General features: G+C 66.8%; 15 protein-coding genes, 4 tRNA genes and 1 pseudogene. 9 read left to right on the forward strand and 11 right to left on the reverse strand.

Translation table 11 applies throughout. The annotated features are described in order from the left end of the window. Positions 1-93 precede the first annotated feature (93 nt). The 3 genes from ABD810_RS00365 (at position 94) to ABD810_RS00375 (ending at position 1,193) form a co-directional block, all read left to right on the forward strand. Positions 94-360, forward strand: coding sequence for a transposase (locus ABD810_RS00365; RefSeq protein WP_344932741.1), 267 nt, complete (start codon positions 94-96; stop codon positions 358-360). 96 nt (positions 361-456) lie between these two features. Next, positions 457-882, forward strand: coding sequence for an IS3 family transposase (locus ABD810_RS00370; RefSeq protein ID WP_344932743.1), 426 nt, complete (start codon positions 457-459; stop codon positions 880-882). Further along, positions 879-1,193, forward strand: coding sequence for a DDE-type integrase/transposase/recombinase (locus tag ABD810_RS00375; RefSeq protein ID WP_344932745.1), 315 nt, complete (start codon positions 879-881; stop codon positions 1,191-1,193). Before ABD810_RS00370 ends, ABD810_RS00375 begins: the two co-directional genes overlap by 4 nt. 16 nt (positions 1,194-1,209) lie before the next feature. On the opposite strand, the gene ABD810_RS00380 is transcribed toward ABD810_RS00375, so the two are convergent. The 5 genes from ABD810_RS00380 to ABD810_RS00400 all read right to left on the reverse strand — a co-directional run bounded on the left by ABD810_RS00380 (position 1,210) and on the right by ABD810_RS00400 (position 4,191). Beyond that, the gene (locus ABD810_RS00380) at positions 1,210-1,530 is read right to left on the reverse strand and encodes a hypothetical protein (RefSeq protein ID WP_344932747.1); all 321 of its coding nucleotides are present in this window, start codon (positions 1,528-1,530) and stop codon (positions 1,210-1,212) included. 558 nt (positions 1,531-2,088) lie between these two features. Next, a tRNA-Phe gene (locus ABD810_RS00385) sits at positions 2,089-2,162 on the reverse strand. Between the two features lie 27 nt (positions 2,163-2,189). Further along, positions 2,190-2,264, reverse strand: a tRNA-Asp gene (locus ABD810_RS00390). Positions 2,265-2,370: 106 nt separating this feature from the next. Further along, positions 2,371-2,443 (reverse strand) — tRNA-Glu (locus ABD810_RS00395). A gap of 86 nt (positions 2,444-2,529) precedes the next feature. Then, positions 2,530-4,191: a metallophosphoesterase family protein gene (locus ABD810_RS00400; protein WP_344932750.1), complete on the reverse strand. Its 1,662-nt coding sequence runs from the start codon at positions 4,189-4,191 to the stop codon at positions 2,530-2,532. Positions 4,192-4,354: 163 nt separating this feature from the next. Here ABD810_RS00400 and ABD810_RS00405 point away from each other — a divergent pair, with 163 nt between their 5' ends. Then, entirely contained in the window at positions 4,355-4,696 is a 342-nt protein-coding gene (locus tag ABD810_RS00405) for a metallopeptidase family protein (RefSeq protein WP_344932753.1), read from the forward strand. A 181-nt stretch (positions 4,697-4,877) separates the two neighbouring features. After that, entirely contained in the window at positions 4,878-6,170 is a 1,293-nt protein-coding gene (locus tag ABD810_RS00410) for an MFS transporter (RefSeq protein WP_344932756.1), read from the forward strand. Here the strand turns inward: ABD810_RS00410 and ABD810_RS00415 are convergent. Beyond that, positions 6,167-6,775 carry a PspC domain-containing protein gene (locus tag ABD810_RS00415; protein WP_344932758.1) on the reverse strand — a complete coding sequence of 203 codons (609 nt, stop codon included), beginning with the start codon at positions 6,773-6,775 and terminating at the stop codon, positions 6,167-6,169. The two genes, ABD810_RS00410 and ABD810_RS00415, sit on opposite strands and share 4 nt — an antisense overlap. 229 nt (positions 6,776-7,004) lie before the next feature. Here ABD810_RS00415 and ABD810_RS00420 point away from each other — a divergent pair. Continuing rightward, positions 7,005-7,079 (forward strand) — tRNA-Lys (locus ABD810_RS00420). A 52-nt stretch (positions 7,080-7,131) separates the two neighbouring features. Here ABD810_RS00420 and ABD810_RS00425 read toward each other — a convergent pair. The 4 genes and pseudogenes from ABD810_RS00425 to ABD810_RS00440 all read right to left on the reverse strand — a co-directional run bounded on the left by ABD810_RS00425 (position 7,132) and on the right by ABD810_RS00440 (position 9,418). Continuing rightward, positions 7,132-8,091 carry a tyrosine-type recombinase/integrase gene (locus tag ABD810_RS00425; protein WP_344935327.1) on the reverse strand — a complete coding sequence of 320 codons (960 nt, stop codon included), beginning with the start codon at positions 8,089-8,091 and terminating at the stop codon, positions 7,132-7,134. Positions 8,092-8,229: 138 nt separating this feature from the next. Then, positions 8,230-8,406 (reverse strand): annotated as a pseudogene (locus tag ABD810_RS00430) (hypothetical protein); the annotation flags it as partial. Then, positions 8,403-8,588 carry a helix-turn-helix domain-containing protein gene (locus tag ABD810_RS00435; RefSeq protein ID WP_344932761.1) on the reverse strand — a complete coding sequence of 62 codons (186 nt, stop codon included), beginning with the start codon at positions 8,586-8,588 and terminating at the stop codon, positions 8,403-8,405. The pseudogene ABD810_RS00430 and the gene ABD810_RS00435, both read right to left, overlap by 4 nt. After that, positions 8,570-9,418 (reverse strand): replication initiator, encoded by an 849-nt coding sequence (locus ABD810_RS00440; RefSeq protein WP_344932764.1) that lies wholly within the window; start codon positions 9,416-9,418, stop codon positions 8,570-8,572. Before ABD810_RS00440 ends, ABD810_RS00435 begins: the two co-directional genes overlap by 19 nt. Positions 9,419-9,780: 362 nt before the next feature. On the opposite strand from ABD810_RS00440, the gene ABD810_RS00445 reads away from it, so the two are divergent. Further along, entirely contained in the window at positions 9,781-10,491 is a 711-nt protein-coding gene (locus ABD810_RS00445) for a DinB family protein (protein WP_344932768.1), read from the forward strand. A 220-nt stretch (positions 10,492-10,711) separates the two neighbouring features. Further along, a complete protein-coding gene (locus ABD810_RS00450) occupies positions 10,712-11,071 on the forward strand; it encodes a hypothetical protein (RefSeq protein WP_344932771.1) in 360 nt (119 codons plus the stop codon). Between the two features lie 440 nt (positions 11,072-11,511). Here the strand turns inward: ABD810_RS00450 and ABD810_RS00455 are convergent, their stop codons facing one another. Then, positions 11,512-12,411, reverse strand: a complete 900-nt coding sequence (locus ABD810_RS00455) for an alpha/beta hydrolase family protein (protein ID WP_344932773.1) — start codon at positions 12,409-12,411, stop codon at positions 11,512-11,514. Between the two features lie 106 nt (positions 12,412-12,517). On the opposite strand from ABD810_RS00455, the gene ABD810_RS00460 reads away from it, so the two are divergent. Further along, positions 12,518-13,114: a TetR/AcrR family transcriptional regulator gene (locus ABD810_RS00460; RefSeq protein ID WP_344932775.1), complete on the forward strand. Its 597-nt coding sequence runs from the start codon at positions 12,518-12,520 to the stop codon at positions 13,112-13,114. Positions 13,115-13,278 lie beyond the last annotated feature (164 nt).

Below are 13,278 nucleotides of genomic sequence, written 5' to 3' on the forward strand. Positions count from 1 at the left end.
AGGGCGGGACCTTCGTCTCCCGGCAAGCCTGAGGAGATCCAGTCTGTGCTTCCCCTCGTAGCGTAGAGACCGTACCCGAGATGAGGTTGGGTCGTGGGAGGCACCAGGCGGAGGTTTGATCCGGAGTTCCGGGCGGGCGCGGTGCGTATCGTCAAGGAGACCGGCAAGCCCGTCTCGCATGTCGCGCGAGACCTTCGTATCAACGCATACACGCTGCACAACTGGGTGCAGATGGATCGGTTCGCCACCGGAGAAGACGGCGGCGACAGCACGAGGAGCACGGCGCTGAAGGAATCGGCGGAGGAGGAGCTGGCCCGGCTGCGGCGGGAAGGCCGAGCTGGTCAAGCAGCACGCACGTGAGAGGGCCGCGTGGGAGAAGGATCGCGAGCAACTGGAAGACGAGCGTGATGTCCTCAAGCGTTCCGTGGTGTTGTGGGTCAAAGAGGCGATGGGCCGGTGAGCGTGGCGGCTTTCATCTGCTCCCAGAAGACCGAGTACGGCCTCGACTACATCGTCTCCTGCCGGGCGCTGGGTGTGTCGCAGCCCTGGTTTTACAAGTGGAGGAAGCGCATCGGCCAGGCCGCGCCGACGGCGCGCGAGCAGCGACGGGCAGCTCTGGATGAGGAGATCAAGCGCCTGTTCGAAGTCTCGGGCGGCACCTACGGCTCGCCCCGGATCACCCAGGACCTGCACGCCGCCGGCTGGAAGGTGTCGCAGAACACGGTCGCGGCGCGGATGGTCGAACTCGGGCTGGCGGGTCGCCCGCCGAAGACGCGTCGGTCGCTGACCCGGCAAGGCAGGCGCAAAGCCGCGCCGGACCTAGTGGGCGCAAGTTCACCGCAGTCGCCGCGGATGTGCTGTGGGTGGGCGACGGCACGATGATCGACACCGATGAGGGGCTGTTGTACCTGGCCACCGTCGAGGACCTGTTCTCCCGCCGACTGCTGGGCTATGCGATGTCGGCGCATCACGATGCGGCGCTGACGGTTGCGTCGCTGCAGATGGCGGTGGCCACCAGAGGCGGAGACGTGGACGGGGTGATCTTCCACTCCGACCGCGGGTCGGAGTACACCGCAGCCCGCTACCAGGCCGAATGCCGCAAGCACGGGGTCATGCAGTCGATGGGCCGGGTGGGGTGCGCGCTAGAGAAGAGGCAAGCGTCAACGGCCCTGCTGAGGGCCGTTGTGGCATAGGACCGTCTCTACGATTTCAGGGGATTGACATCTCCGCGGGGTTGCGGTCAAGCCACTCGTACCGCACGGCGAGGTTGAGCGCCGCCGAGATGATCGCGTGGATGCGGAGGATCGAGCCGGCGGCCATTGGCTTGCAGCGGTGCGGCGTACACCGCTTGTCGCAGGCGTGCTGCCGAGGGGTGCGGTGATCCTTGAGCGGCCCGCACCGACCGTCACAGACGTGCTCCCCGTCGCTGTGGTGCTCGATCTTCGGCAGTCGCTCGCACAGCCGGGAGCATCGCTTGAGGTGGGTGTACAGCGAGTCGAGCATGTCGGCCCGGAGCTTGCCGATCTTCACGTGTCCCAGGACGGGGCGGATGTGCCACTCGGCAGCTGCTCGACATGGCCCTTCGCGCGGCCAGATTCGCCCTTCGCCATGGCGGCAAAGGTAGCCCCTGAAGTGCCTCACGGTCCACGACTTGGTCCACGATCAATGATCAAGCATCAACCGCATCAGCCGGAAATAATCCGAGACCGCAAGAAGCCCCAGGTCAGCGATAGCGACCTGGGGCTTCTAATGGGAGCCGCCTAAGGGAATCGAACCCTTGACCTACGCATTACGAGTCAAAACGTGGTCGTCTACGAGCATCTCTCGGTGCCTCTTCACCCCTGGTGGGAGGGCATATCCCTGTGATCAACTTCTCTGAGTGTCCACGGCCGTCTAGGCACGCTGTTACTAGCACCACTCTCGACCAAGCCGCCGGGTGGTTCGCTTCTGCGTCTAACCGGCCCGAAACCCTAACCCGCCCTGCTGTCCATGGCCTCCCGCCTAAAGGCAAGGACGGTTGCTGTCAGTGGAGATCAAAAACGCCCCGTAGCCGGATGGCTCGGGGCGCTTTGTGCTGTTCAGGTGATGTGGTCAGGGGCGGGGTCGAACCGCCGACCTTCCGCTTTTCAGGCGGACGCTCGTACCGACTGAGCTACCTGACCCGGAGGTGAACTCGACACCTTCCAGAGCGGTCCTGACGGGACTTGAACCCGCGACCTCCACCTTGACAGGGTGGCGAGCACTCCAAACTGCTCTACAGGACCTTGCTTGCTACCGGGAGTTGTGGCCCCCGGCCCTTTGCGCTCGCTTAGCCTACCAGCTCTCCGGAGATCTTCGCTCCGGCCTACCTGGCGAGCCTGAGCTCACGCGTGCCCCCAACGGGATTCGAACCCGTGCCGCCGCCTTGAAAGGGCGGTGTCCTAGGCCGCTAGACGATGGGGGCTCAGGACTCTCGCCCTGGATCCGTGACGCCTTCCGTCGGGGACTCCTGAAGCATAGGGGACACGAGCCCTCGATGCCAAAGTCGTTTCACTTGGATGGCGTCACAGTGCCGGCGCCTTGCCCCGTTGGCGGCGAGGCTGGAATCGGCTCCGGAGAAATTGTACGGCCAGGCTCGTGCTCCACGTACCGCTGGATCTGTACCCACTGTTCCCCGAGGCCGCCGAGCGTGACCTCGTCCCAGGCCTGGAGGCGATGGGAGGTCATGTCGAAGTAGAGCACGGACGCCTGGATCGGCGTCGGCTCATCGTGTTCGAGGCCCCGCAGCCCGGCCCCTCCCGTGGAGCCCTGGATCATCACCCGGGTGCCGGACGGGAGCATCTCGGTCGACCGTTTGTGTACATGCCCGGACAGGACCAGCGGCGTGGCCCCGCCGAACGCCCGTCCTATGGTCGGGTCGTGCACGGCCACCACGTCGACGGCGATCTTCTTGCCGGCCGAGCCCTCCGAACCGGCCGCGCCGGTGGTGGCGGTCTTCAACGATGGTGTGGACGTCGCGGACGGTTGGGGCGAAGGCGACGCGGAGGCCGGTGGTGACGCCTCGTCCGGGGCGTTCGGGCCGGCCGGCTTGGCATCGTCCTTCGCGGGCGTCAGACGGAGGGCGTGCGCACGTCCGAGATCCTCGAGCATCTGCGCGTCGGATTTGACGTCGACGGTCTTGTCGGGCGTGAACCTGGGGTCACCGACCCCGTAGATGCGCAGGCCTTCCACGGTCTTCCCAGCGCCGTCCAGCACGATCGCGTTCTTCTGCCGGGCGATCGCCTGCTGTGTGGCGATCGAGTCGTGGTTGCCTCGTACGTAGACGTACGGCACCCCGAGCTTGCCGATCTCCTCGACGAACCTGTTCTCCGCCTTGGTCCCATGGTCGGCGATATCACCGGTGTCGAGGACCACATTGATCTTGAACTGGTCCTTCAGCGAGCGGATCATGTTCCACGCGACCGGGTTGAGGTGGATGTCGGAAACGTGAAGCACGCGCAGGGTGTTCGGGTCGGGCGAGTACACCGGCAGCGTGGTCCCCGCGTGATAAAGCTGGGAAACGTTGGTGACGAGCTTGGCGAGCTGGCCCCGGTACTCCGAGAAGCGGGTGACGATCGACTCCGCGCTGCCGATGAGCGACGGCACACCGGTCAGCAGGCCGGTGTAGCGCGGCTCGGCGATCGAGCGGGGGTTGAAGGTCACCACCGACAGCACGGCGACCAGAGCCACCGCCACCAGGCTCCCCAGCCCCGTCCACAGCGCCCGCCGCCACGACCGGAAGACGACCAGTCCGGTCAGCAGGCCGCCGGCGACGGCGAAGGCCACCGCTCTGATCAGAAGCTCGCGCAGACCGGCCTGGAGGTCGGCCTCGATCAGGTTGGGCAGGGTCTCGGCCCAGCGAGGGCTTTCCAGGAGTTGCTGGGCGAGGTCGGCGTGAATGCCGTCCAAACTGAGGCTGAGCCGTAGCGGCCCGTGATGGGAGTCGAATCTCAGGGTGCCCAGGGGACGGATGTCCACGACCGTCTGGCCGACCCAGGACGGTTGCAGGCTCATCCCGATCTCCGCGGGCCCCACAGCGGTGCTCACGTGGGCGCCGATGGCGATCCCGAGCCAGGCTCCGGCCAACGCGACGACGCCGATCAGCAGGACGGTCGCGGTCCGGCGCGCGGCACGTCGCTCGTTGAGCCGCCGGGCGGCTTCCTTCCAGCGCATGAAATTCATCGTCGTCTTGCCTACCCGAAAACATGGCGACACTCATAGCTTCCGCAAGTCAGCCTGAGTGTCGGTGATGGTCAAGAATGCCTCTCGCCGGCCTTGGGCCTCCCCGGCGGTACGCGCTATCGCACCGTCACGGTGGCGATGACACGATTGACCGGTGATCGATGTTTCGCGGGAGAAGTTCGAGGAGCTCGTGGCCGAGGCGCTGGACACGATCCCGCCTGAGTTGGCCCATGTGATGGAGAACGTGGTGATGGTCGTCGTGGACGACCCACCCGAGTCAGGGCTTCTGGGGCTATATACCGGCATCCCACTGACCGAACGGGGCGAGTGGTACTCAGGGGTCCTCCCGGATCGGATCGAGATCTACCGGAACTCGATCTGCGAGATCTGCGAGACGGAGGACGAAGTCGTCGAGGAGGTGCAGATCACCGTTGTCCACGAAATAGCCCACCATTTCGGGATCGACGATGATCGCCTGCATGAGTTGGGGTGGTAGACCGCAAGGCACCGATCATCTTTTGACCAGGTAAGCCTTCACTGGGACAAAGCCGCAATATCGGACCTGGGACGACTCCCGACCGTCAGCAGGGTTGCGCAACCGCGAGCGGACCGGGCACCGTAGGTGACATACTGAACACGGTCTGTCAGGAACGGCCCAGCGAGCCCAGCGGAGACATATGGCGGCCACGAGGCCCGGCCGGCTGCCCGGGCGGCACCGCCGCTCGCCCGAAAGCCAAGCGACGTACAGCGAGGTCATCGCCATCGGCGAGTTCCGTGCGCTGTGGGTCGGTCAGTGCCTTTCCCTCCTCGGTGATCAGCTCGCCCAAGTGGCACTGGCGCTCCTCGTCTTCGAAAGAACCCGTTCACCACTCGCCACCGCCGCGGTCTACGCCCTGACCTACCTCCCACCGATCGTCGGCGGCCCGCTGCTGGCCGGTCTCGCCGACCGGTACGCGCGACGCCAGGTCATGATCGTGTGTGACATCGTGCGGGCGCTTCTCATCGGCCTCATGGCCATCCCCAGCATGCCTTTCCCGGTGCTGTGCGCCCTGGTGTTCTGCGTGGTGCTGCTCAGCTCGCCGTTCACCGCCGCACGAGCGGCACTGCTGCCGGAGATCCTCGAGGGTGACCGGTACGTGGCGGGCTCTGCGCTGCAGAACATGACGAACCAGGCTGTGCAGATGCTGGGCTTCGCCGCGGGGGCCGGGGTGATCGCGACCATAGGCGCCTACCGTGGCCTCGCGCTGGACGCCGTGACCTTCGTCGCCTCGGCGCTGATCCTCGCGGTCGGCCTGCGCCGGCGCCCCCCGCCGGACCCTGAGGACGGTGTCCACACGTCCATCTGGGCGACGACCAAGGCCGGGGCTCGTCTGGTATTCGGTGACAGGCGGCTGCGCATGCTCGTGCTCTTCGCCTGGCTCTGCGGCTTCTACGTGCTTCCCGAGGGCATCGCCGTGCCGTACGCCGCGACGCTGAGCCATGATCCACGCGAGATCACGCTGATCACGGGCCTGCTCATGGCTGCCATGCCGACGGGGACGGTACTCGGGGCCTTCGCCTTCAGCCGGTTCGTGACACCGACCAGGCGGCTACGGGCCATGGGCTGGATGGCGATGCTCAGTTGCGCTCCGCTCATCGGGTGCGTGATGAGGCCTCCGCTGGCCGTCGTGCTTGGCCTGTGGATCCTGGCCGGGATCGGCGGGGCCTACCAGCTCGCGGCGAACGCCGCGTTCGTGCAATGTGTGCCGGCCAACCGCCGAGGGCAGGCCTTCGGGCTCGTACAGTCAGGGCTGCTCGCAGCCCAGGGCATCGGGATCCTCATCGGCGGCGCCGCCGCGCAAGTACTCGGACCAGAGCCGGTGGTCGCCCTCGCCGGAGCGGGGGGACTCTCCGTGGCCGCATTGCTGGCCATGCTCTGGACCGAGTCTCGTGCCGAGATAATCACCAGGGTCCGCACCCAGGTGACCTAGGCGCTCGTGGGGGGCTCGTCCACCGGCGACCGCGGCGGGCTCGTCGGCGTCTGAGGCCGGGGCTGGGGCTGGGCGGCCGGCGCGGAGTAGGGCGACTGGTCGGCGGGGGCGGGCTGGTCGGCGTACGGAGACTGGTCCGCGGGGGCGGGCCGGTCAGCGTACCGAGACGGGTCGGTGTACGGGGACTGGTCGGTGTACGGGGACTGGTCCGCGTACGGGGACTGGTCCGCGTACGGGGACTGGTCCGCGTACGGGGACTGGTCGGCGTAGCCGGGGCGGTCGGCGTGGGGTGCCCGCGCCGACTGCGGCCAGTAGTTCGACACCTGCTGCCAGGCGGACCCAGAGCCGTCCTTCTGCTTGTTGATCAGATCCTGGACGATCGAGGTCTGCTTGCCCTCCTCGGGGATCAGCAGCCACGCGACGGCGTAGATGCCGACACCGAGGCCGCCGAAGAAGGTCGCCACGGCGAGCGCGAGCCGAAGGATGTTGGCGTCGATGCCGATGAACTCAGCGGCACCGGAGCACACACCGGCGATGATGCGGCCTTCGCGTGTGCGGCGGAATTCCTTGGAGGTGGAGGGGCCTTGGATGTTCATCTCGTTCATGTCTTCAGACTGCCCTGGAGGCACTCCTCCGCACATCGGGATTCCCCCTGGCACGACCCTGGTGACGCCCTGACGCCTGATAACGTTCAAGGAACCGCTTGGCCTCACCCTGACAGGGAACCACCTGGGGTGACGGCGGCGCAGCCCGACTCAGAGCCCGCATCCAGCGGACGGCCAGGGCAAGCCGGTCGCGCGGAGCGCGGTACGCTCAGTACCCTGCAAACCAGCTGGGCCGCTAGCTCAATGGCAGAGCTGCGGACTTTTAATCCGTAGGTTCAGGGTTCGAGTCCCTGGCGGCCCACCAGCAAAAACACCCCCGGACCGATCTTCGTCCGAGGGTGTTGCTAACACTTCTGCTAACACCGGCCTACGGGGCCGGTCTCAGTGCTTGAGCGAAGACGTCGGCCGCCGAGGCTTCCGCCGCCCGGATCACGTGGGCGTACACCCTCAGGGTGATCGCGGGTCGGCATGGCCGAGCCGAGCGGCGACCACGTGCACCGGCACGCCAGCAAGGAGAAGCGTGGTCGCGTGGACGCGGCGAAGGTCGTGCAGCCGAGCGAACGGGAGCGGTACCGCCGGCGCCTGCCCCTTGACGGGGCGTTGTAGGCCTTCACGAGGTCCCTGATGAGCTGGGTGACGGTGTCCGGGTAGATCAGCCGCCCGAGGCCTGTCGTGAAGACGTGAGGGTCCTTGTCCCCGACCCACTCATCCCCCGCGGTGAGCTTGTCGACGTTCTGCCGCGCCTGATGGTCGAGGAGCACGGCGACGGTCTCGTCATCGATGCTGACGACGCGAATCCGCCCGCTCTTCGTGGTGCCCTCGATGCGCACTCCGTCGACGATGCCGGCCGACCCGGCGATGGTGATTGCCTTGCCGTCGAGGTCCACGTTCGACCAGCGCAGGTTGAGCAGCTCACCGCGACGGGCCCCGGTGTAGGCAGCAACGTGGAAGAAGGCGAAGAGCCGATGTGACCGCGCGAAGGTCAGAAAGGTACGGAGCTGGTAAGGAGTCCAGACGCTGCCCGGTTCGGCATAGGTGTGCTTCGGCCGCTTCGCCCGCTCGACCGGGTTGGAGGTAAGCAGTTCTTCGACCTTGACCGCGTCGCCGAATGCCTTACGGAGCACGGCATGAACGTGGTTCACCGACCGCGTCGACAACGGCCTTCCGTCCTTGCTTCCCTTGGCGCGTAGGTGACCGTACAGCTTGGTGATCGTGCTGGGCCGGACCGCCTGTAGCCGCATGTTCCCGATGCTCGGCCGGACGTACAGCCGGATGATCATCTTGTAGTCCTTCAGGGTCCGCGGTTTGATCTCCATCGCGTGAGTCTCAATCCAGTCATCCAGGTATTCACCTACGGTGATCTTGTTTCGGTCGACATAGTCTCCACGACGAGCCTTCACACGCGCCTCGTCGCGTGCTTCCTTGGCGTCGCTCTCGGTCGCAAAGCCGCCGACCCACTTCGGTTTACTGACGCCGGTCTCGGGGTCGTTAACGCGGATGACGTACGACCACGTGGCCCCGCGTTTCATGACCCCATCACGAAGCTTGGGCTGTCCCTTGGTGCCCCTCTTCTTGTCGGCCGACTTGGCCCCATCGCGGCTACCCGGCACGGCAACGAGATTCCCAGTCATGCTGCGTTCTCCTTGGCCAACTGATCAGCGATGTAGGTCTCAAGGCCGACCAGCGGGATACGCCGGGACCGGTCGATGTGGAGGTAAGGGACGGCGCCGGAGTCCATGAGTTGGTAGAGCTTGGCGCGGGAAATCGACAGTGCTTCCACTGCTTCGGGGACGGTCAGCAGGAGCTTCGCCACGCGCTCACCCCCTCGTCCACCGCGGAAGGCATTCCGGCAAGGGCAGCAGCGAGGGCTGCATCACCGGCCGACAACCCTCGTCCGGCATACCTCCAATGAGTGATCTTGACGGGAACGTCCTCCGGCAGGATCGGGAGTCGGCCTGTGGTGATCTCGTGCTGTCGGGCGTGGTCGACACGTAGCGCCCGGAGTTTGCCGATGGTGGTGGAGTAGCGGCGGCTTCTGGTGGAGAAGTGGCCGCGGTAGCCGAGCATGTGGGCCCAGTGGGTGAGGCGGAGCTTGGCCAGGTAGGACAGGGTGCCGAGGCGGAAGCATTCGGCGATCAGTCGCCGGGGATGCTCGCGGAGGCCGAGGGCGCCGAGGTTTTCCAGCGGTTGGATGCGCCCGTCGAGGCGGATCACGGCGTGCAGGTGGACGACGCCGCGGCGCTGGTATTCGGCGACCTTGGCGAACGAGACGACCAGATGCTCTCGAAGTTCGCGAAGGGTGAGCCCGCCGGCGTTGGCCAGTCTGCGGCGCAGGGCGTCGGCGAAGCGTGCCCACAACAGGGAGGCGGCGGCGTTGAACAGTACCGAGCCGGTGTAGTCGTAGCAGTCCGGGCACAGCGGTTCGCCCAGGACCTTCTCGTCGGCACCGTGCCGGACCGTGCAGGACAGGGGCCGTCCGTGCGGGCAGGTTTCGGCAGTGCGCTCGACCGGGTTCGTACAGTCGATGACGGTCTTGCCGGCCAACGAACCCTCGCCGGCGCCGACGAGGGTCAGTGCCGCCTCCAGCCCGTCCCAGGCAACCGCAACCACCACCACGTCGACCTGAGATGCGAAGTCAGTCACTCCGTCGCCTGCAAGCGCGGGCCCTCGTCACGAGAGTCCTCGGTGCCGAGCCGCCGTCAGGGCGTGGGGGGCGCGGTCTATCAGCTCTCCCTACTGGGCGAGTCGTTCGCGAATGGACCCCTCGCATACCTCGCTCAGTGGGCCGCGGACCACCAAGCCGAGCTTGCGTAGCCGGACTCGACGAGGGCAACTAAACGATCACGCTACGTCGAGACCGCGTACGCATCAGGCATCCCCATCTGGCGCCGAGTGGCGTCGTTCCGTACCGGGAGGACATCCGACTCTGCCGATGAGCGGACACCTGACCTTGGGCTGGCGCGTTAACTGCGCGGTTGTCGGTACGCCGGTGGATACTGCCCGGCATGGCGAGCTTCAAGGACCAGGACCTGACTGATGCCGAGTTCCGCGAGTGTGACTTGACCCGCGCTCGTCTGATCGGGGTGGTAATGCAGGACGCTGTGATCGACGGGCTGGTCACCAATCTGGTGGTCAACGGAGTCGAGGTGACGTCGTACGTCGAAGCCGAGCTTGACCGCCGGTATCCGGTGCGGCTGCTGCTCCGCTCAGCCGATCCGGCGGACCTGCTGCAGGCTGTCCGGCAGCTGCGGGCCGGCTGGGCGGAGACGATCGAGCGGCTGCGAGCGATGCCCAGGGGTTCGGAGCAGCAGCGCGTCGGCGGCGAATGGTCGGCGCTAGAGACCCAGCGCCATCTGGTGTTCGTGCACGACTCGTGGTTCCGCCGCTGCTGTCTGGGATCGACCGAGCCGTTCACTGCGATCGGGCTGGCGTCCGAGTTCGTCCCTGACCAGGAGGAGCAGGGCCTGGACCGAGCGGCGGCCCCCAGTCTCGACAAGGTGCTGGCCGCGCGAGACGTGCAAGGCGCTGAGCTAGAGCGTTGGCTGTCGACGGTGACGGCCGATCAGCTCTCGGCGCCCGCGCCAGTGCCGGCGGGCCCGGGTTGGCCGCCGTATGCCAGGGGAAAGTCGGTGCTGGAGTGCGTTCAGGTGGTACTGGACGAGGAGTGGGCGCACCACGGTTTCTGCGTTCGTGACCTCGATCTACTCGGATCATGACCCTCGCCACGAGGTTGCGTGCGACTAGCAAGGATTCACTCTCATGCCGCCGACAGCGCGCTGCGCTTGCTCCTGCTTCCGCCCCAAGTTTCGCGTGCTGGACGGCGCTACGTTGCTGACTTCGCTGCTGCCGTGCGTGACACCTCCGCGCCGGGCAGCACAACCGGGCCTCGCCCACCTGTACGGCAGGACGGACACCGGTCGCCGGTAGCATCCGGGCATGCAGCCGCGACGTCACCGGATGCGCCAGCGGCAACGCCGTGACTCAGCACAGGAATGGATCAATTCCGGTGCGGCCGTTACGGTGAAGAGCTACGCCAAGCGGTACGGCGTCGACCGGTACACCGCCTGCGACGACCTGACCGCGCTCGGATTCGCATTGCCAGAATCAGCGCGGCAGTGGGGGCAGCGCCCGCCAACGACCCCGCGCCGTACCGTCGAGCGCGGCGTCAGCCAGGTCGACGACGAGTGGTCGACCATGCCGGACGGCAGGTGGTTCTTCGTGGCGGGCTCCACCTCCGGCGGCGCGCCCTACGGCATGTTCGCCGACGAGATGCCGCCACACGACGATCCGCTTTGAGGACTCCGAACGTGGTCGCTACGCGAGAGGGGATCAAGCATTCGAGCGAAGTAGCCGATGAGAGTGCCCAGAACGACCTGCGCTCCCTGTGGGCTGCCGTCTTCGACCTCGCTGCAGAAGCGAGCTATACGGAGCGGATCCAGCGACGCTTCAGACCCGTCCGGACCGCCATTGGATTGTCCCCACCAGGCGAGATTTACAGGCCCTGGTTGGCGGCCCTTGCCTGTGGCCGCCTGCGCGTTGGGGATCGGTGCTGTGGTGGCGACAACGAGGCCGAGTGCAAGCAGCGCGGCGGCGAGAAGGGAGCGTCTTCCCTTGTGCCCTTTCCGTGTTCCGGGTGCGGCCGACACCACACCATGCGGGTGGTGCGGGTCTTCACGCCGCCGCACGCGGAACACGGAGAGTTCACCCATTCGGGTACGCGTGGAGTCCGCTTGTCTTTACTTGGATTCGAGGCGGCCCAGGGTGCTCTCGACCGGTGCCGGCCAGATGGAGTCCTTGAGGCCGAGGGCGTCGCGAAGGTAGGCCCACGTGAGCCGCTGAATCAGGGCAACCCGCTCGGGGCTCTCGTCCGTCGTCGCTTTGGCCTCGTAGTCGGAGATGCCGCCGAGCGAGTGCTCTGCTCCGAACAGGGTGAGCAGGCTCTTGCTGCCCGGGCTCAGGTGATACGCGTCGGTGAACCAGTCCGGCCCGCGGACTGACAGCGGGGAGTCGTCCTGGTCGCCGGCGACGACGAGGGCCGGGGTGGTCATGTCCACGAAGCTCGGGCTCATGAAGGGGAAGTGCTCGGCCGCGAACGGGGAAAGGTCGGCTCCGCCCCGGCCGGTCACGGCTAGCAGGACGCCCACCTTGATCCGTGCGTCGGACATGTCCTCTCCGGGGTTGCCGTCGGCGTCGAGGACTCGCGCCCCCAGCAGCGTGCTCGCCGTCTGGGCGCCCCAGGAGTGCCCGGCCACGGCGATGCGGGTGCGGTCGAGGCGTCCAGCAAGGCCGGGGACGGACGACTCCAGCAGGTCGAGTTGGTCGAGGATGCGCTTCAGGTCGTCGACCCGGATTCGCCAGATCAGCGGTGTGCGGGGGTCGTCGGGCGGGAGGTTCAGTGTCCGCGAGTCGAGGTGGGTGGGCTGGATGACGACGAAGCCCTGGGAGGCCCAGAAGTCGGCCAGCGGGTCGTAGTTGATCGCCGACTGGCTGAAGCCGTGCGAGAAGACGATGACGGGCAGTTCGTGGCCGGTCGTGGGTGCGGAGACCCGTACCTGCAGATCGTCGCCGCGATCCGGGGCCAGCACCGTGATGGGGTGCACCGAGACGACCGGCGTGGGCTCTGGCATTGCGTGCATGGTCGTTCCTTCGTGACTTGGCATTGGCCTGCCGTACTGGCATGCTGCCAATGCGGAACTTGGTTCCGTTAACCTATACGGAACACGGTTCCGGTTTCAAGTGGATGTGACGGAGGTAACGGTGGCCGGCACGGGCAGCGGATCGGGTGCCCCGCGAAAGCAGCGGGCTGATTCCCGCCGTAACGAGGAGGCGCTACTCGAGGCGGCCGCCGCGGCGTTCGTCACCTCCGGAGTCGATGCGCCTGTGCGCGACATCGCCGCCAGGGCCGGCGTCGGCGTCGGCACGATCTACCGCCACTTCCCGACGCGGGCCGATCTCATCGTCGCGGTGTACCGGCACCAGGTCGAGGCGTGCGCCGAGGCCGGCCCGGCGCTGCTGGCGGAGAGCGCCACACCGCACGCCGCCCTGGCGAGCTGGATCGACCTCTTCGTCGACTTCCTGGTCACCAAGCACGGCCTGGCTGAGGCGATGCGGTCCGACGATGCCGCCTTCCAGACGCTGCACACCTACTTCCTCGACCGCCTCGTCCCCGTCTGCGCCCAGCTGCTCGACGCCGCAGCCACGGCGGGCGAGATCATCCCCGACATGGACGCCCTCGTCCTGATGCACGGCATCGGCAATCTCTGCATCGGCGCCGACAGCCCTAGCTACGACGCGCGCCTCATGGTCGGACTCGTCATCGCAGGCTTGCGGCTCCGCTAGCGCTCAAGGAAGTACGCGGCGCGCGGTCGCCCGCAGAGACGCGGCAAGGCGGTGGCATGATGCTCCGCGAATGATGGGACTCGCGGTGAGCCACTGATAGAGCCGAATCTCCGCCCGTCCGCCATCCGCATCTGCCGCTGACCGACGCGCTCATGCCGAGTTGC

It is taken from the genome of Sphaerisporangium flaviroseum (assembly GCF_039537005.1).
Taxonomy (GTDB): domain Bacteria; phylum Actinomycetota; class Actinomycetes; order Streptosporangiales; family Streptosporangiaceae; genus Sphaerisporangium; species Sphaerisporangium flaviroseum.